Consider the following 18,352-nt stretch of genomic DNA (forward strand, 5'->3'; position numbering starts at 1 on the left):
GGAGTAGTTCAGACGCCGGCCTTGATCAGAAGTGCATCAACCATCATGAAGAACTGGGCGCGGTAATCGGTAGCCTTCGGGTCGGTCATGTATTGAATGGCGGCCCCGTCGTAGATCATGAGAAAGAGCCTCACCAGCGTGGGGAAGTCTATGAGGCACCGGTCACCGCTGCCTTGGGCGGCGGAAGAGAATATATTTCCCAGCTCCACTTCATAGGCGGGATAGATCTTCACGGCCAGCGGGCTGACGGCTGCATTGCGCGTTGCCCACAGAATCAGTTCGATCTCGGAAAGGATGCTTGCGGGCTCTTCCTCCAGTGCGCGCCAGTAGCCTTCGGCCACTTGTTCCACAGCTTTGCGAAGTCCCAAATGGACCGGGGCGCCGCTGGAAAAGCGGCTCAGGTTCTTGAACCAGGCCTCGGCGGCCGCTTCCATGAGCTCTTCTTTATTGCTGAAGCAATAATGAGCCGTAGCCAACGGAGCATTAGCCTCCTTGGCTATGGCCCGAATGGTCACAGACTGGACACCCTCACGACGCATCAGTTCCACCGTCGCTGAAATCAGCTGTTCTTTTCGATCTTCAGCGGATACCCGCATAGTTCACTCTCCAGTCTCCCGGTTAGGTTCGACAGGGACACTTCCTTAACCCTATTGCTTAGCTGGAGAAAAAAGGTTCAAGATCAGCGTCTAGAACGGTTGACTTGAACACACGTCCATGTAAAAGTATTCACACCGGAGTGACCTGCATCACGATGATGCGATGTCACTTAGATTCATCAAATCAGCTCGCAATGCAGAACCCCTGAAGAAACGGTGAAAACAATGGTCACAACCACCCCTCAGCCCCCGACACTGACGACGGGGACTGCGATCGATTTCTGGCCTGCGCAGGCCCTGGCCCCGATGAAGGACCAATGGCAGAGCCTCCGCTGCAGGTTCATCAACTCCCATCCTGAAGGCCCCTGGCAAGACTTTATCCTCTCCGAGTGGGAGCTGGAGGCCTGCGCCTGGGAGGACTTCCACCCCCACACCGAGACGAATTACGTGCTGGAAGGCGAACTCCACATCGAGAGTGGGGGAGAGACCGTCATCCTCAAGCCAGGCGATTCAGCCCGCGTAAATCCCGGACGCATGGGCAGATACTGGGCACCCGTCTACGCCCGGATGGTCACCATCTACGGACCCAACCCCGCAGGTGCGGAATCGCACTCCTTCCGGTACTACGAAGTCTGAGCCCTGATCCATATCCGGCCACGGCAGGCAGCGCCAAGGGAAAAGCGTCAAGGACCCTTAGTGGCCTGGAATCGACGAAGCCTGGTCGCTGAAGCCAATGGATCCGGGGCCTCCCGGCGGGTCTACGAAGCTGGCGGGTACCCGGATCAGCAAACAGGCTGATCAACTCGCCAATTGTGTGGCCGGTGGAGCTGACGCGGTCATCCGGATTTGAAGCCGGAATCAGAACCCTGGCAGTGGTGATAGACCGCCTTATGCGTGGTTCAGCAGGACGGCTGCGCAATGCGGAACACCTTGAGCGCCGCATCCAAGGGCAGGTCGGCCGCAATGAAACAAAAACAAACCTCTATCGGTAACAACCACTGATAGCCACCCGAAAGGCAAAACAATGACTGAAACGACAGCCTCCATCTCCGCCCACCTTATCCGCGATGCAGGGAACGTTACGGAGCTGGACGACTGGGGCCCTTGTCCTGAAGCGACCGGACCGCAGATGGACACCCGCGGAAGCTACCTGTGGAAGGACGAGAACGGTTCCGAAGCCGGCATCTGGGAATGCACCGAAGGACCCTCTCGCTGGGTCCTTGAAACAAACGAATTTGTGCACGTTCTTTCCGGCTCGATGACAATTACCGCCGACGGCGGCGAGCCCGAGTTCGTTGGCCCCGGAGACACGGTCTTCATCCCTCGGGGCTGGAGCGGTAACTGGGAGCTTCACGAGACACTTCGCAAACTCTACGTGATCTTCTGACAGCGACGATGCTTGGCCGGCCGGCGCGCTTGCCCCTTGCTCGTGGCCACAGCGGCGGGCGTGGGCGGCGAGTTCCAGGTGCGTGGGCCAGCAAGTGAGGGTGCCGGTTTTTAATTTAACCGGGTCACGATAGGGCGGCCGCGAGGATTGGGTATGGATACCGGTTCTTCCGCGCAGGATGGTTTGTTCGATGGGTCCCTGGTGGAGCGGCTCCAGCAGCCCACCGATGTGCCCGTGGATGGAGATGGCGGATTTTCCGGCACCGGGCGCCCCGGCGATTCCAAGCAGGCACCGTCCGCGCCGCTGGAGCAACGCTTCAGCCCGGGCGAGGAGCTGCTGCTGGCCTGGTTCGTCCCAGCGGAGATGTAACGGAGTGTTCATCGCTACTTCTTTCCGACTCTTGCCTGGACAGAGACGACAATCACAGAAGGCATGGCGGATGACCGATGGTCAGGCATCTGGATCGTCCTACCCCTCGCACTCGATGCAGTACGAGTGGCCGTCTTTTTCGCGCGCGAGCTGGGACCGGTGCCGGACCAGGAAACAGGAATAGCAGGTGAACTCGTCCTCGGCCTGGGGGATGACCTGAACAATGAGTTCCTCCGAGACAAACTCCCCGCCGGGAGTCATGGCCTCATCCAGGGCGTCGGATTCGTCCAGCTCCCGGACAACGCTGCGGGCATCCGGTGCGTTGGCGGATTGCAGCGCCTCCAGGGACCGGTCCTGGGATTCCTTGACGTCGGACCGTACTTCGTCGTAATCGGTTGCCACTTAGGTCTTTCTCTCTTCTGACGTTCTTGTCTAACGGGACTGCAACGTACACCATAGCCCCGGTATTCCTCAGTCGCGGGGAGCGGCGGGGACGTCCGGGGAGCCCGACCATTGGGGGCGTCTTGGTCCGGGACGTCGGGGGAACGCGCCGAAGCGCTGTCCCGGGAGTCCTTATTCGTCTTGCGCCGCCGAGGTCTCGGGTTCTGCCCATTCCAGCGCTGCGACGATGTGTCCTTCGTTGGGGAGTGCCTGTTGTTCGGCCGGGGGGAGGTTGTCGTAGGTGTAGGCGGCGACGGCCATGGGTGAGGTGGAGCGCCCCAGGCTGTACCGGACGCTCCGGTCATTTTTGGTGCCGCAGATGAGGATCCCGATGGTTTCGTTGTGGTGATCGCGCCGGAGCACGTCGTCGACGAGCGCGACGTAGAAGTTGAGTTTGCCGGCATATTCGGGCTGGAACTTGCCCGTCTTGAGCTCGATGACGACGTACCGGGATTGCTCGATGTTGAAGAAAAGCATGTCCACGAAGAAGTCATCGCCATCAACGTCAAAATGCACTTGTCGGCCGACGAAGGAGAAGCCGGGCCCGAGCTCGCGCAGGGTCTCGGTGATCCGGCTGGTCAGGGCGTTCTCGAGATCGCGTTCGGCCACCTCCCCGGAGAGTCCGAGGAATTCAAAGTTGTAGGGATCTTTGGCGATCTGCTGGGCCAGCTCCGAGTCCGGTGCAACAAGCCGTTGGACAAAGTTCGAAGGCGCCGCTCCGGTACGTTCGAGGGTCTTGTTCATGATCATGTTCATGAGGACATTGCGCGACCAGCCATGCTCGACGGCCGCGGACGCGTACCAGGCACGCTCCTTTGCAGCATCGAGTTTGTCCAGCAGCACGGTGATGTGGCCCCACGGCAATTGTCCAACAGCCTGTTGGACAATTGGGTCGGGCCAGGCGGCGGCGAAACCGCGCATGTAAAACAGGTTGGATCGGGACAGTCCCTTCATTTCAGGGAATTCTGCCCGCAGGTCATCGGCCAGCCTGCCCATGACCCCGCTCCCCCAGCTCTCCGCCTCCTGCCGTTCCAGGACGGTTTTCCCGATGGACCAGTACAGCTCGATCAGCTGAGTGTTGACGGTCCGCAGTGCTTTGGTGCGCGCTGCCCGGACCCGGGTCTTCAGCTCGACGAGGAGGTCGGTGTAGCCGGTGGGGAGGGCGAGGTCGCGATCTTCAGTCATGCTTTCGACCCTAATGATCGGAGCGGTCCTGGCACGGCAGGCGGTCCGCTCCCCTAGCGTTCAAGGCCGCCGCGTTCCAGGGTCTTGCCCTTGCCGCCCTGCTTGGCCATCTTCGAGGTCCTGGCCAGCGAGGGCTTCTGCGCCACAGCGGCTGTCGCCGGCGCGCCCTGGTGCTTGTCTGCCAGGAGGCGGGAGTTGACGGCCTCACGGTCCCCTTTGCCGTCGAGGCTTTCGGCGAGCTGCTGACGTCGCCCGGGGGAATCGTAGGCCTGCTCGCGCTGTCCCCTCTGTGCTGCATAGTCCTGCCGGTTGGCGCCTTCAACCGCGGCGACGGCCATCGCTTCATCGGTGCGTGCGGCCGTGGCTTTGGTCCGTTCGTTGTCTGCTTCGGCGCGGGCTTGTTGTGCCCGGGTGAGCGCGGCGGAAACGGATGCCTCGTCCGCTCCTGTGTTGTTCACGTCGATGCCGTAGCTGGCCTGGATCTGGTTCCGGATGTGTTCAGATGCCTGGGCGGCTTCGGGGTCGTAGCCTTTCCAGGCCGTGGCTGTCTGGTGGGCGCGTTCGATCATGTCGGGAGTGGCTTTGTCCCACCAGTCATCCCGCGCGGCCGGTGCCAACTGGGCCCGGGCTGCTGCTCGCTGGGCGTCGAAGCGTTCCTGCAGCTGGCGTGCCCGGTGTTCCTCGGCGGCGGCGATGTCGCGCTGGTCCTGTTCGCGCATTCTGGCCAGCTGCTCGCCGATGCGGCTGGCAACCATCAGCCCGGTGCGCATTGCGGCGTCTACCGCATCGTCGATTCCGTCTGCTTCGCTCATGCTTGTCCCTATCGCTCGATGCCTGGATTCGGATGGAGTTCTCGGTCAGGTTCTTCGGCCCGGGTGGTCCCGGCCTGCTGCAGTGTTTTCTCTGGCCTGGTGAGTGTCGTCGGGATGGGCGAGCCGCCCCGTGACCGTTCAGCGATCAGCCGTGCCCGGAGGGCTTCCTCGCCGGCTCCCGGGTGCTGTTCCCGCAGTACTTCCATCGTCAGGGGCTGTGCCGTGATGGTCTGGGTCGTGGCGCTGGCTTCGACAACCTTGCTGGCGGCGATGACGGCGGCTGAGAGGCCGCGGACGCGCCGCAGGTCATCGGTGGCTTGGTGCATGTCGTGGATGGCGCGGGCGGTCTGGGCGAGCTGCCGGAACATCAAGGCATAGGCTGCGCGTTCGCTCCTGGACGTCGCGGCCAGGATGATCATGGTGGCCCCGCGTGCCGACGGCAAAGCAACCGCCGGCCGTGACGGGTAGCGCCGCAGCTGGGCTGATTTCGACAGCTCCCGTGCGGCGTCGGCCAGCGGACCGGGGCTGGGTTCGATGCGCTTGGACCAGGCGCCGAAAGCGGCGGATGTTTCGCGGGCTGCCTGTGCCCACGCGACGTGGTCACCGTACGGGGTGGTGGCCAGTTTCTCCCGGAGGGCGCTGACGTCGTTCGCGTACCTGGCCCACAGGTCGGCCGAGGGCTCCAGCGTCTCCCGGCCCGGGGTGACCGGCCTGCGGTTGCGAGCAGCGGCGTTCCATTCCGCGACGGCGGCAGCCGCTGACTCCGGGGTGCTTTCCCACCCGGTGCGGAGCTTGGGCAGAGCCAGGTCACGTCCCAGGGAGTTTCCGCCGAACCACACGGCACGCTCCCCCTTCCGGGGGCGAACGGCGACGGAGTATCCGGTCACGACGTCGGTGCGGCCGGCCGCGTAACGTGGGCGCACGAGCACACCTTCCTGGCGTGCCCGGCGGACGAACTCCGCTTCATCCGTTGACGCTGCCGCGCAGCTGCGGACCGTCCGTGCGAGGCTGTGCCGCTCCACCTCGGGCAGTCCCTGGCGGACGGCCTTGGCCTGTTCCGCAGGAGTGAACCCACGCTCCGCGCGAACGTCTCCGAGCTGGTTGAGGCCGTACTTTTTCTCCAGCGTCCGGGCGGCCTGCTGGGACTTGTACTTGCTCTTCCAGCTGTTCCATTTGGTGCCGTCGTCGCGGACCATGCTGGCCACGATGTGGATGTGGTCGTTGCCGTTCTTGCTCAGCCCGTGCCGCACGGCAACCCACCGGGCCGGGGCCTTTCCGCCGTCCTCGGTGAAGTCCATCTCCGTCATGAAGTCGTTCGCGATGGCACCCCATTGCTCGTCGGTGAGCTGTCCCTCTTCTGCGGACAGGCTCAGGGAGCAGTGGAAGACGTGGCCGCCGTCCACTTCCGTTTCAAAAAACTTCTGGGCGCGGTCCAGGGCGTTGGCGATGTCCAGGGCCGCGTCCCGGTTCAGTTCGTTGTCATCGTGCCACGCCATGAGCGCGGAATCGCCGGCGACAAGGTGCGGTTCCTCGTGTTCGTTCGCCCGCCCCGGGCCCGCGAGGTAGATCATCAGACCCGCCATGCGGTCGCCCTGGGTGATGTTCGGAATCACGAACAAATCACCGGCCGGCCATGTCAGCGAGCTGACGGTCGATACGGATGATGACCGCCCTCGCGTGGGCGATGGAAGCCGCCGCATCCGGCGGCACTTCCCCTGTTGAGTTGGCGTGCCGGGCGATCTGGTTGATGTTGTTCGCCACGGACCCGACGAGACGCTGCAGGTTCGAAAGCTGCATGAACTGATCGCGGTGCTCGGACGGGCTTTCACTGTTTTCATTGAGTGCCGCTTCGATCAGAAGCCGGGGAATCGTGACGCGGTGCTTTTCCGCCAGGGCGAGAAGCCGGGCTTCCTCTTCCGGGCTGACCTTGACCTCGTGACGGTGCACCCTGCCGCCGTCAACGTTGGCCCGGCGGCGGCGGGCCTTCCAACCGGCAAAGCCGTTGCCTTCACTCATCGTTCCGCCCCCTCGTAGTTGCCAGCGCAGCAATCCGTGGTGTCAGGGTCGGCTCAGGCAGGGAGTCCAGCAGGTGCTGGACGCCATTTTTGTCGGTCAGGTCCGGGTCCAGCCATTCAGCGAAGCGGTCGCTCGGGATGATGACTGGTGACCTGTCGTGGACGTGCCCCAGCGCGTCCTGGGTGGTCGTGGTGAGCACCGTGCAGCTGAGCAGCCACCGTCCCGGGTCATCCTCTCGCAGAGACGGATCCGCCCAGAACTCATATAGGCCGGCGAAGCCCAGCACGGGCTCGTTCTCCGAGTACAGGTAGTTGGGGATCTTCTTGCCGTCTTCGGTCTTCTGCCATTCGTAATAGCCGTCGGCCGGGACGATAGCCCGGTGTCTGACGGCAGCTTTCCGGAAAGAAGGTTTCTCCAGGATGGTCTCGCTACGGGCGTTGATCAGCTTGTTGCCGATCTTCATGTCTTTGGCCCAGGAAGGCACCAGACCCCAGTGGGCCACAAGCAGATGCCGCTCGATGCTGCCTTCTATGAGCCTCTCTGCCACGATTGGCACATCCTGGGTTGGCGCCACGTTCCAGCTCGGCGGCCGCGGAGTTCCCTCCACCTCCTTGGCATCGAAGTAGCTCAGAAGGTCGCCGGTGGCCTTGGACATAACGTATCTGCCGCACATGTGGCCATTCTGCCTGACAAGCCCGAACAGCACTTGGACCTCCCTAATCCCCTGCCCATCAGCCTGAGACTCGTCCTACCGCCAGCGTGCTCGGTCGTAGGACTCAAATGGAGAGGTCCAGCAGGCGTTGGTGGAGTTAGTAAGCTCCACCAAGCTCACGGAACAGCTGCTCGATGGCTTCCTTGGATGTTGCCTCCGACAATTTTTTCTCCAGAATGTCGTCGGTTTGACCGGACAACTGGATCGCCAACAGCTCTCCTGCAGAGTCCTTGATGACAATCGCCGCTCGGCGGAAATCCCCATCGTGCTCTCGAACGTACCGCGCCAAGGCAGCCCACTTTGGTGCGGTGTCCGCCAGAGAGTGATTGTGGGGATCTACTAGGTCGATGACCACCCCGTCTTCCCCGTCATCATGGAAGAACAGGAAGTCCGGGTAGAGGTTCTTGGACACCTCGGAATCCAGATAGTGCACCGACAGCGCGTGGCTGCCGCCCACAGGGTTCCGGTACCAGCCCAACAGCGTGCCAGAGGATTGCTCGGCTTCAAGGACACTCTCCTCCCATCCGGTGAAGGTGTCGGGGAACAGCTTGGTTTCGGGCAACGCGTAGAGGTGGCCCGCATACAACGGAAGCTCCTCGACCAAGCCGGTGTCCTTGTTCAGGATCTCTGTCTTTTGCGAAATCGTCTCGGGCATACCGAGGTTGCTGGTCAGTGCCGAACCGATGGGGGCGAAGATGGTTTCAAATTCATGGCGTTGCGTCGGCTTCAGGCGTGCCACCGAGCCGGCTGTGTTACGTCGCCAGGATTCCACCCGCGCGCCGCACTGGGCCTCCAGTGCTTCCCTGGCCTCGGCGGACCGTGCCAGGGCCACAGTCCGGACGACCACTTCATCCCACGCCAGTTCCCCGGCAATGACCAAGGAGGTGCTGTACCAAGCTGCGGCGGCGTCGGGGAGCCGTCGCTTGGCTTCCTCCAGGAGCTGGCGCAGATTCTTCTGGCTGGTCGCAGCCGTGCGAGCAATGGTCCCTGTGTTGGCGCCGCTGTACTGGTCGAAGGTGGCCATTTCAAAGCTCACTTCGAGCAGCGAATCAGCAACCCTGTCGATGGCCACCCTGTTCTGGCTGTACACAGAGGCAAGGGTCTCCACGACCACGTTGCGTGATTCCTGGGTGTAGGAAGACCCCCCGGGGTGCTCGAAGTCGGAGTTGTCCAGCAGGGTGCCCAGCCGCACCAGGCGATTCACGTTCGAGTTGAACCGGCGTACCGGCTTCTGCTCCCGAGTCAGCCCACCGATGGCATCCCAGACAGCGGCTGGAACTTCGGGGTTTCGCGTCATGCGCTTGGGATTCAACTGCACCGGAACCTCGATGTCCGCCGAATCCATGAAGGATTTCACGACCATCGCCACTTCAACCTTATTGAAGTGCGGCAGGTACAGGTCCACTGCATTCAAATCGTCGAATTCCGGCTCTTCGATCTTCTTGGCCAAGGGGTTGCGCACCATCCGGCCGATGAGCTGGGCGATCTGCGTGTGCTCCTGCGCGGTGCGCAGAGACACCATGACCTCGGCGCGGGGGCAGTCCCAGCCGGTGGTCAGGGCCTGCTTGAAGATCACGGCACGCAGGTTCCCTGACTGCGAGATCGAGGTCGGAGCTATGTACTGGACCACCCGCGGCATCTCGACACCGCTCAACCAGGTGGTGGTCGTGATGGGTGCGTGCTCTCCGAACGCGTGGGCCACCGAATCTGCATCGTCAAAAGCATCGGAAGCGTCGGTGAGTGTCTGGACGATCTCCCCGATTTTGGCGGGTGACGTCAGATCCGGAACTTGGATCGCCAGAAGCGGCACCGGATAGGACGAAGCGCCCGTGGCACGGGCCCACTCCTGCCATTGTCGATCGGAATGGTCCAGGTCAGCGACGGCCTGACGAATCAGGGTGTCGTCGCTGGGCTGGTCGTCCACCGCGTAACTGACGTTGATGCGCTCCTTGATGAGCCCGGAGGCGCGCACCTTTTGGACATCGGCCACTACTTGCACGAGGGAACGACCGGAGGCGCCGCGCATGGCCTCCTCAAATTTCTTCGGCGTCGCCGAAAGCCCGATTACGATGGGCGCCGGCGGGTTTACGATCGTGCGGAAAGTGTCGTTGACACCTGGCACCTCGATAATCGACCCGTCGAGGATTCGGCGCAGAATCGTCGGCCGGCTCCGGTCTGTTGCTCCCCGGTGCGCCTCATCGACCAGGATGATGAAGCCGCTATCGCGTTGCTTGATGGTGTTTCCGATGGTTTCCCACAGCGAATACCTGCGTCCGTCACCGGTCTGGATATGGCGCGTAGCGCCGGTTCCGAGCTTTTGGACGTTCAGGAAATAGACGAGCCCGGGGCTGAACTCAGCCTGGTCGAAGTCAGCTTCGACGGTCCGGAGCATGTTCATATTGATCCGGTCCGAGGACGCCCGGATCTTCTTGCGTGACTGCTCGTTGAGTTCCCCGTCATCGGTCAGCCATAGGATGGTGGTTTCCGGACGCGGCTCGGAGTCCTCCGTTCCGAAGAACAGTCCCTCCAAAACAGCGGAAGCAATCACGGTCTTACCCGCACCGGTCGGAGCACTGATTCCGATCGCGGTCTTGCGCTCAGTGCTGGAGCGGAGCCGTTGGATGGCGATGCTGATTTCGTTGAGAGTCTCCTCGACAACGTCGGCCTGATAGTCGGCAAGCGTGAATTTCACGAATCGCTCCGATTGATTTGGAAGGCATCAAGGTAGGAACCGTAGATGGGCTCAACGGTGATCTCGTCGCTGAACGCTTCCCCGGCGAGGTCGCCCTGTTCGGGAGAGTCCGTGATGATGAAAACGTGCTCGACCTGATTTGGTTTGGTGGCCAGGACTTCAGCCAGTTCGGCTGCCTTCCCGGCATTGAACAGCACAGCCATCGAGGACTCTTCGTTCCATTCATAGGCTGAATCCTCGGTGCGTTGCACTACGGTGCCCACTGCGCCGGACTTTAGCCAGAACAATGGCGCGAGGCGTTCGTACTCCAGAGCTGCGTGAACACGGCTCTCCTCAAGGTAGGCGAGCTCAAGGAACTCCACGTTGGCTGGCAGACCATCGGAATAGGTGGAGCCGTCCTGGCGCACGCCAGTCACCACTGTCTCTATGCGCGGCTTGGCGACGTTGTGGAACACGCCCTGGGCCTCGTACTCGGCGGAGCCTGGCTGATAACCAGCCTTGCGCAGCGCGGCGTCGTCTTTGACTGACAGTTCGTTGTTGGTGACCAGGATGCACTGGCGGGTGCCTTGGTCCTCGGCGTTCATCCGAATCACAGCCTCAGCCGTTGTGCCCGAGCCGCCGAAAAAGTCGAGGATCACGGCGTCTTTGGGGGCAACCATGCGGAACCAGCGCATCAAGACTTCATGGTCTTTGGGGAAGGGGAAGCGTTTGTCACCGAGGATGGTTTCGAGACGCTTTGAGCCGGGCATTCGGGTCTGAGAGAAGGTCGGGTAGGGTACCTGAGATTCCTGATCCTTCAAGTACCTCTTGAACCTCGGAGCCGTCGATTCGTCTGGGCCAAAGAGAATCTTTCCCTCCTCGATCAGCTGTAACATCGCGTCGCGCGAGTACCGCCAGCCGTTGACAGGCGCCTTTACTGGAGCTCCCGAAACCGGATGCAATATGTCATATCGGAGCGTCGGGCGAGGGTTGGGACTCGTCAAGTTGTCGGCTTGGTAGACCTCGCCGTTTTCATCAATCTGGTCATATCGGAAGACCGCCGGCTCAAGCTGTCCTTTCAATTTCCTTAGCGCCGCTCGGAAAAGACTTGTCGCAAGCTGTGTGTCACCCTCAGCCTGACCCCACGCCGTGATCGCTGCCTCTGCAGAAAGCTCAATGCCCGGCTTAATCGCCAACCAACGAGTATCCGCTTCGGTGAGTGCAACCTTGTTTCTGGCATAAGTGAGCAAGTGGGTATCCGGTCTGCTCAGGTTGGCTGGGTGCACGCTCGGACTTGAGCTAATCGCGGACTATTTTGGAGTACCAGGAAGGGTTCGGCGACGAACAGGTCTGTTTGGGGCTCTCTTTTGAGTGTCGCTGACACAACCTGAGCTAACCGGATACGCACTAGTGAGCATATAGTCCACGCCACCGGCGGTGTATCGAGAATCATTCTTCCCGCTCCCCTGCCACGTGATGTTGGCCAAGAAATTCTGGTCATCAAAGATCTCGTCCATGAGCATCCGCAGCCGGTGGTGCTCCTCGTCGCCGATGGCCACGATGATGACGCCCGTGCGCTTCAGAAGTTTCTTGGCCAGCGTCAGCCGGCGTTCCATGAAGCTCAGCCATTTCGAGTGCCTGAAGCTGTCCTGCTCGGCGACATAGTGATCGTTGTACTGCCACGTCTTGTTGCCTGTGTTGTACGGGGGGTCGATATAGATCAGATCCACCGATTCAGGGTGCGTGTATCCAAGCATTTCGAGGGCATGGAAGTTCTCTCCGTTGATCACTACATGGGCGGGAGACTCCGGTTTGCCGGTTCGCACGGAACCCACGGACTTCAGACCCGGGAAGACCACCTCGCCGAATTGCCGGGCAGCGGTCACGTTCGCGACCTTCTCTTCGATCACGTTTCCGTGCTCGTCTGCAAGAGTCACAGCGTCGCCGCTGATGGCACGGACCTTGTGGAATGTGCCGTCGGCTTCACGGATGACGGTGCGACCTCGGCGGACCTGGGCCTGGGGCATCCGGATGCCTTCGGGAGAGTGCCTTTCAAAGACGAGCCCGAACTTCTTGGTGGTGCGCTCGTATTCGGCCTTTAACTTCGCCCTCAGAGCTTCGTCCGTCACCTCGTTCAAGTAGACCTCGAACATGCTTTTGGACATGAAAACTCCTTGAAAATCGCCGCGCACACGAACACCCAGCCTCATGTCTATCAGCAAATGAGTAGGGCACCGGTCAATCGCGGTCTTTCAGCTTCGTCCGCGGCACAGAGCCGGCGCCGAAATCTTCACCACTCATATCCACTAACCGGAAACCCGGGTGGTATATGCGAAGGTAAGTGGACCATCTATCTGGGGGAGATACACCATGCCAGCTGTGCCCGATAACCTGCGAAGAAGATTCCAGAAGTGGGACGCGAAGGGCCGTCCATCGCAGGAGGCCTTCGAGTGGGAGAAGAAGAACTGGCAAAAGTACCTCGGCAACAGCAGCATTTTGGAAACTCTTCCGAATCCCATTGACCGCGCTGGCGTCCTGGAGACGTTCAAGCTCGTCCATGACCCCGACTCGGCTCTCGACGCATACATCGCCAGCTACCTCTGGGGCTAAGCGAGGGCCGGCTTCGGCCCGTACCGCGCCGAACGGGTCATCCGTCTGAACACGGACCCTGAAAAGGGAAAGCACTTCGCGGACGAACTGCACACCCTCTCTCAGATCGCGATGGCCGACGGCGGGACCGCTGCGTTCGAGCACGTCGTAGACAAACGACAAGCCGATAGGAAGTTCTTCGCTCAATGGGGACCGGCCTTCGCGACAAAGTTCATCAGCTTCGCTACTAAAGCTTCAGACCAAGTGGCTGCCACCCCGATCATGGACAGCATCGTCGCTGGATGGTTCAAGAACCACTGCCAAGAGATCGGCCCCCTGTGGCTTACCTGGCACAGCACCAGTAGCTACCGCCGATACACCGAATGCATGGCCGAATGGGCAGAAGACCTCGGCATTGAACCCGAGCAGGTCGAACAGCTCATCTTTAGGCGGGACTGAGCGCGGAGGGGACTTGAGCGCCCGGAGGGAAATCCTTCGGCGCGTCTCTAGCCGAACCCAGGATGCGTTCGATACAGGACGGCCGTAAACGACCCGTCTTCCATCTCTTGCCAACTCTGGTATGCGTAGCCCTTGGGTACCCAAAAAACCACGGAATTCAGGCCGTTACTGTAGAAGGTTCCCTCACCCTTCCAGGAGATCGGTCCCTTGTCCTCAGCATTGACGTGGTCATCAGTGAACCGCACCCACCAAGTACCGTCCGGTTTCGAGTAGACCGTCATGCTGATTGGTTCAGCTTCGTTGTTCATGGCCTCAAGCTACCCCGGCCAGGGCTCATTTACCGCGCGGTATAGGTACGCACCGTTCAAGCAGTCTCTTCATCATCGCCGTGCCCTCGACTACAGGGGCCGCGCCTTTGAAGATCCTGTCGTAAAGGCCATCCGAATAATGAACAGAGCCAGGGCTTATGTTTGCTTTCGCCCTGAGCCGGCGCCAAAGGCACTCGTACTGAGGGTGTGGTTGCCTGCCGCACCAATCGCAGGAGGCGATCTCGGCTGGTTGCGGCTTTTCCCTCTTCCTGGCTGAGGACCAGGAACTGGACGTCGGTTCCCCGTGGTCCGGATACCGGTGCCCGGTCATGATGGCCACAGCGTCTCTTGCGGAGATTTCCGTCCCCACCAGTGCAACGTCTACTGAGTCCGCGTGTGACAGGCGCCGGCGCTGATGTTGGCCGGGAATGTACCCGTCAAACGTTGGCTGCTGGCTCTCTGACGGGTCCTGGCTGCATGGTCCGAAGCCCTTATCGGCACACAGGTGGACTTGGGTGAGAATGCCATCAACGAGGGGAATGCGGGCTGTCGCCGGTATGGTCACGGACTTCCAGCGGGTCTCCAGCTCCAGGAACCCATCACCGAAAAAGCCGACCCTGCAATGCGCACAACCGTAGGCCAAGTAGGTTTTCCCTGCCTTCTTCGAGTGGTGCATCCGCAACGGAGCCAGCGGCGGAAGGCTTCTGTTCGCCAGAGACGCTGCGACGTCGCCAGCAATCAGAGTCTCGATGCGTTCGGTTGGCCAAACAGGAAAGTCTGTCCGAGCGGCATCAGTTGTCTCGTGGCAGCGGGACCGGAGGGACGCTGCGCTTATCTTCCAGATTGTCGATGGCCGTTTGCAGGCCCAGCAGTTGTCGGTCAGATACTGAATCGTCACCGAGGTTATCCGCGCTTGGATCCGGTCTAGGTACAACCCCAGCAGGAGAGCGGTAACATGTGCGTGAAGAATGGTCGCTGCGGCCTGCTGGAACGCTTTCTCTGCCAGGACATCAAACGGAGCATCGTCGCCCTCGAACACGATATGGGGCACGCCGGAGCGCCTCGCCTCGTCCCTGTTTCGCCGGTGGACGTACCAGAAGCACTCAACGCCGTCAGCGGCGTAGCGATCCTGTCGGCGCCTAAACTCACCGGCGTCCTGGCGCGACCACTGAACCTCCAACGCCAGGCGCCTGCCATCGAGCTCGGCCAGGACATCGGCCGTCCACGCCCGTCCCTCTGCACTGCACTCGACACTCACCTGCCAGCCCGCATCTGTTGCGGCCTGTGCGATCAGGGTTTTGATCATGCGATGTTGCGGGGATTCACTCCAACAATCGGTGAGGCCGCACTGCACGCCGGCCTTGTGAGCGAAGTGCTTGAGGCCGCGCCGGGACGTGCGCGGGATTCCAGGTACCCCGCACCGCATGAGCAAAGACCGGCCCTTGTACACGCTCTTCACCAGATCCCAGTGCTCATCCGTCGCCAGGTACGATTCGATTCGTTCCCCGTCGAGAAACGCCACCAGCGGCATTGCCCCCCTTTTTACTGCCCGAGGGCATTTGATTCACCCTACCCACAGGCACCGACAATCGTGATCAGAGTGTGGCCCCAATCTGACCCGCGTCACGCGCGTTGCCCATTCATGGCCCACGAGTGGGCACATTCGGGCCAAGACCAGACACGTTTTGGCCCGTGAATACAGCTAGAAACTGACCAGCAGCTACAGTTGCACCCATGACTGCGCACATCTGTGGGCCCTATACGGCACGTTCTTCAGGCTCAGGAAACGCCTGATGTTGAGGCGGAATGCTGTTCAACCCGACGTTCGTTTGACCCACGACGGCAGAGCCTTCGATGGCTAAACGGGGATTCTGATAGCTTCAAATCGAACCTGTTGCGACGATGGTGAGAAACCGCCCAGCTTTGAGCTCAACCTCCGGGCTCCACCTGACCACAATGGGAGCAGCTGGAAAGCCTCGAAGACTGCGGCTAGCAGCAGCCAACCGAGGGCAATGGCGGGGGTTGGGCCGCAGCCCAAGGCCTCTATCTTGTCGCGCCAGGCCGTCTCAGCATTGTGTTCGCAAGCCAATCGAAGGGTCCGTCCTCGGCGCGTTGAGTCAGTCTCTGCACAAACCCAGCTTCTCTCTCCTGGATCTGCTCGCGCGTCAGCGGAATCCATTCAAACGGATCTCCTCCTAAGGACCATATTGGCGTTGGATCCAAGAGCCGGTCATAACTGAGTATGAGGCGGAAATGCTTCTTGGTGTCGTCCCGACCTTCAAGGCGGATGAAATCTGTCGAGGCCTCCAACCCGTAATCGGATACAGCAACCGCAGACCAGGGCGAATGTAAAACACTGGCAAGATGCTCAAGCTTCAAGATCTCCGACGCTGTCGCACCAGCAAATGAGCGCTTAACCTCCACTGGGACGAAAGCTGAATCTTTGAAAAAGAGTAGAACATCTGCCTCGCCCTCGATCCGATCGCTTCCGTGGCAGCGAATATCCATGCCCGGGTGGATACCGATTACGTCACTGCCAGCAAAGCGGGAAAAAACTATGTTGAAGAAGCGCAGTGTAAGCAGGTGTCCCATCGCATCGTGCTCATACACCCGACGGAGCCGCTCAGAAATCCGGTATGTGAAGTTTATGCTTGGCCGTTCGCCAAATGGTGCCGCCATGACCTCCGCGCATCCACGGCACACAATTGGCGGAGCAAAGGCCGCCACCGGAGTCCACTGCTTGGCACTGCACTGTGAGCACTGCAGTGGGAACCCTTTGACGATGAGCCCAGCATGTTCAGCCCACACCAGCCAATACTTAGTGGCTTTCTCACGATTGCCCAGTGCGCGCTTGAAATCGGAAAATGCTTTTTCTGGAAGTTCGTCCGTAGTCGGACCTACAGCCTCTTGCGGGGCAACTTCCCTGTTCAAATCCCTGGCGCGTTGTCTTAACCAACCGAAACCGCTTCTTGCCGCCATTTCTTCAAGCAACTGAAGGAGAGGAGCATGTGCAAGATTGGAGATCTCCCACATGTCGGAGAAGGCGGCTAATGCAACCCGCGCCGACTTTCCCGGCATGGATTCAGAAATTTCAAGATTTCGGCTTCTTGCGACCGCCCGCGCAGTGAGCAGTCGACTCGGCCAAGCGACCTCGACCGGCTCCATCCGCCGTGTGCCAACCGACATGGAGTTCGACCCAGCATAAAAATGCGAATTTGTCCCGTCAATCCTGACATCACGTCCATCGGGAAATGGACGAGACACTACCTGCAGATCTACCTGCATCCGCGTAAGCCGGCCAAAGTGGGTTTCTTCTAGCACGTCTTTCTTGCTTTCGGCGGGCAATGGCACGAACCGTCCCTTGCCGTCAGCCCACATGATGACATCCTCGCGAACCCATCCGGCGGGTCTGCCAAGTGTCAGCAGGGCTTCGGCCTCGATTACACGAAATTCTCTGTCTCCTGGCTCTCCCAGGATGCTGCTCAGGGCTGCTTGGTCGAGACTCGCGCTGGTCACATAAATGGAGCCGGAGTGAATTCCGTATTGCGTAACGAGTGGGTGTGCAGCCAACTCTTCAACTCGACCATGCGTTAGCTCGTCAACCGGGATTCCGATAGGTAATGGACGGGAGTCACCGTGTGCCGATCGGAGATTCCACAAGAGTGCAAGGTCATCTACGTTGTTCGGCGAGCAGGCCACCACAATGTTTGGACCAGCGTCCTTCCGGAAGAAGTCCGGCTCCGGCAGGACCCCGGATTTAGTCCCGATGCCGTACCGACCCGTGCCGCCGTAGTCAAGGTGAATCATTGAAAGTTGGCGCGGTGACATCGTGGCATCAGTCGTCACTCTTTCCAACAAGTCTTCAAGCGAGCCCCTGGCACCTGTTCGGTCGAGTTTGACGAAGTCCTCAAACTTCAAGTTTTCATTCAAGTATCCGTGGCGAAGAACCTCTATATCGGGTCGTTCAGGAAGGCATCCCAGACAGACGGCGTATATACCTCTCCACGGATCTTCTTCAGCCAGTTGAAGAACTTCGAGCCGCCGATAATCCTGCTGCTTGCCATGTGGCAGAAGCGCAACCGCCAACTGGCGACCGAAACTGTCCATCTCATCGCCGTAGTTCCTCATGGACACGCGCACTTCGGAGGCCCCAAACATGTTATAGAGCCCGTAAGTATCCATTCCGCGTACCCTCTCTATGGCACTGCCGGGGTACGAGACCGGAGTCCGAAACGGGCACCAAAGGGGTGTTAGCCCCGCCCCACAATTGGCACTCGAACGTGACGATATCTATCAACGCGTTGATGCTGTTTACCGGAAGTGCCGTGCGTTCCTGCCGAAACAAGATCCGAACGGCATGTGATCCATTCAGCGGTTCGTCATCAAGGAGATATTCCACGTAGTCCTAGCCTGAAGCATTCTCTTCCCGAGGCGACTGGATGCCGCTTGCATTCGTTCCAGCTCCAACCGTACCGGGAGCTGAATCTTCCGGGTTGCCTGCCTCACCGCGTGTCACGGCACCCGCCGTCCAACATAGGCAATGCTTCCTCCTTGGACTTCCACACGCACCTCTGGCACACCAGCAATTCCTCGCCACGACGAAACCTCCGACGGCGCACGCCACTTGGTCAATTGACAACGACCTGCGGGCAACCCCCAGATGTTCCAGTTCCTTGGATGTGGAACGCCGAGTTGCGGCGGATCTTGCCAGTCTCAGCCGTCGGCGGATGGGTCCCGACCAGAAGAAGATGCGCAGATGGATAATGAGCGACTATGGACCCGGATACAGAAGCTTTTCCTAACCCCG

17 protein-coding genes and 1 pseudogene are annotated in these 18,352 nt (G+C 60.4%); 5 read left to right on the forward strand and 13 right to left on the reverse strand.

From position 1 onward, the window contains the following. Window positions 1–8: 8 nt before the first annotated feature. The gene (locus ACQCSY_RS23325; protein ID WP_211882914.1) at window positions 9–596 is read right to left on the reverse strand and encodes a TetR/AcrR family transcriptional regulator; all 588 of its coding nucleotides are present in this window, start codon (window positions 594–596) and stop codon (window positions 9–11) included. Between the two features lie 225 nt (window positions 597–821). On the opposite strand from ACQCSY_RS23325, the gene ACQCSY_RS23330 reads away from it, so the two are divergent. From ACQCSY_RS23330 to ACQCSY_RS23340, 3 genes are all read left to right on the forward strand, one after another. Beyond that, window positions 822–1,232 carry a cupin domain-containing protein gene (locus ACQCSY_RS23330; RefSeq protein WP_246528103.1) on the forward strand — a complete coding sequence of 137 codons (411 nt, stop codon included), beginning with the start codon at window positions 822–824 and terminating at the stop codon, window positions 1,230–1,232. A gap of 388 nt (window positions 1,233–1,620) precedes the next feature. Beyond that, window positions 1,621–1,983: a cupin domain-containing protein gene (locus ACQCSY_RS23335; RefSeq protein WP_211882916.1), complete on the forward strand. Its 363-nt coding sequence runs from the start codon at window positions 1,621–1,623 to the stop codon at window positions 1,981–1,983. 153 nt (window positions 1,984–2,136) lie between these two features. Next, complete coding sequence (locus ACQCSY_RS23340) at window positions 2,137–2,352, forward strand: hypothetical protein (RefSeq protein ID WP_211882918.1); 216 nt, start codon at window positions 2,137–2,139, stop codon at window positions 2,350–2,352. Between the two features lie 99 nt (window positions 2,353–2,451). Here ACQCSY_RS23340 and ACQCSY_RS23345 read toward each other — a convergent pair whose 3' ends face one another. The 9 genes from ACQCSY_RS23345 to ACQCSY_RS23385 all read right to left on the reverse strand — a co-directional run bounded on the left by ACQCSY_RS23345 (window position 2,452) and on the right by ACQCSY_RS23385 (window position 12,354). After that, window positions 2,452–2,754, reverse strand: coding sequence for a DUF4193 domain-containing protein (locus ACQCSY_RS23345; protein WP_211882920.1), 303 nt, complete (start codon window positions 2,752–2,754; stop codon window positions 2,452–2,454). A gap of 171 nt (window positions 2,755–2,925) precedes the next feature. Further along, window positions 2,926–3,978 carry a PDDEXK nuclease domain-containing protein gene (locus ACQCSY_RS23350; RefSeq protein ID WP_211882923.1) on the reverse strand — a complete coding sequence of 351 codons (1,053 nt, stop codon included), beginning with the start codon at window positions 3,976–3,978 and terminating at the stop codon, window positions 2,926–2,928. Window positions 3,979–4,031: 53 nt separating this feature from the next. After that, window positions 4,032–4,790 (reverse strand): hypothetical protein, encoded by a 759-nt coding sequence (locus ACQCSY_RS23355; RefSeq protein WP_211882925.1) that lies wholly within the window; start codon window positions 4,788–4,790, stop codon window positions 4,032–4,034. Between the two features lie 8 nt (window positions 4,791–4,798). Beyond that, window positions 4,799–6,403: a relaxase/mobilization nuclease domain-containing protein gene (locus ACQCSY_RS23360; protein WP_211882927.1), complete on the reverse strand. Its 1,605-nt coding sequence runs from the start codon at window positions 6,401–6,403 to the stop codon at window positions 4,799–4,801. A gap of 7 nt (window positions 6,404–6,410) precedes the next feature. Then, window positions 6,411–6,806, reverse strand: coding sequence for a plasmid mobilization relaxosome protein MobC (gene mobC / locus ACQCSY_RS23365; RefSeq protein ID WP_427136155.1), 396 nt, complete (start codon window positions 6,804–6,806; stop codon window positions 6,411–6,413). Continuing rightward, window positions 6,799–7,479 (reverse strand): SOS response-associated peptidase, encoded by a 681-nt coding sequence (locus tag ACQCSY_RS23370; RefSeq protein ID WP_427136157.1) that lies wholly within the window; start codon window positions 7,477–7,479, stop codon window positions 6,799–6,801. Before ACQCSY_RS23370 ends, mobC begins: the two co-directional genes overlap by 8 nt. A 136-nt stretch (window positions 7,480–7,615) precedes the next feature. Then, window positions 7,616–10,210: a DEAD/DEAH box helicase gene (locus ACQCSY_RS23375; RefSeq protein WP_427136159.1), complete on the reverse strand. Its 2,595-nt coding sequence runs from the start codon at window positions 10,208–10,210 to the stop codon at window positions 7,616–7,618. Then, window positions 10,207–11,439 (reverse strand): DNA methyltransferase, encoded by a 1,233-nt coding sequence (locus tag ACQCSY_RS23380; RefSeq protein ID WP_427136161.1) that lies wholly within the window; start codon window positions 11,437–11,439, stop codon window positions 10,207–10,209. Before ACQCSY_RS23380 ends, ACQCSY_RS23375 begins: the two co-directional genes overlap by 4 nt. Window positions 11,440–11,499: 60 nt before the next feature. Next, complete coding sequence (locus tag ACQCSY_RS23385; RefSeq protein ID WP_427136163.1) at window positions 11,500–12,354, reverse strand: DNA methyltransferase; 855 nt, start codon at window positions 12,352–12,354, stop codon at window positions 11,500–11,502. A gap of 214 nt (window positions 12,355–12,568) precedes the next feature. On the opposite strand from ACQCSY_RS23385, the gene ACQCSY_RS23390 reads away from it, so the two are divergent. Beyond that, on the forward strand, window positions 12,569–12,799 hold the full coding sequence (locus tag ACQCSY_RS23390; RefSeq protein WP_427136165.1) for a hypothetical protein: 231 nt from the start codon (window positions 12,569–12,571) through the stop codon (window positions 12,797–12,799). A gap of 18 nt (window positions 12,800–12,817) precedes the next feature. Continuing rightward, a pseudogene (locus tag ACQCSY_RS23395) lies at window positions 12,818–13,237 on the forward strand (hypothetical protein); the annotation flags it as partial. Between the two features lie 47 nt (window positions 13,238–13,284). On the opposite strand, the gene ACQCSY_RS23400 reads toward ACQCSY_RS23395, so the two are convergent. The 3 genes from ACQCSY_RS23400 to ACQCSY_RS23410 all read right to left on the reverse strand — a co-directional run bounded on the left by ACQCSY_RS23400 (window position 13,285) and on the right by ACQCSY_RS23410 (window position 17,727). Beyond that, a complete protein-coding gene (locus ACQCSY_RS23400) occupies window positions 13,285–13,545 on the reverse strand; it encodes a hypothetical protein (protein ID WP_427136167.1) in 261 nt (86 codons plus the stop codon). A 25-nt stretch (window positions 13,546–13,570) separates the two neighbouring features. After that, window positions 13,571–15,076: a competence protein CoiA gene (locus ACQCSY_RS23405; RefSeq protein ID WP_427136169.1), complete on the reverse strand. Its 1,506-nt coding sequence runs from the start codon at window positions 15,074–15,076 to the stop codon at window positions 13,571–13,573. A gap of 512 nt (window positions 15,077–15,588) precedes the next feature. Continuing rightward, on the reverse strand, window positions 15,589–17,727 hold the full coding sequence (locus ACQCSY_RS23410; RefSeq protein WP_427136171.1) for a hypothetical protein: 2,139 nt from the start codon (window positions 17,725–17,727) through the stop codon (window positions 15,589–15,591). Window positions 17,728–18,352: the final 625 nt, after the last annotated feature.

Origin of the sequence: Pseudarthrobacter sp. S9 (assembly GCF_050156545.1) — a bacterium.
Classification (GTDB): Bacteria; Actinomycetota; Actinomycetes; order Actinomycetales; family Micrococcaceae; genus Arthrobacter.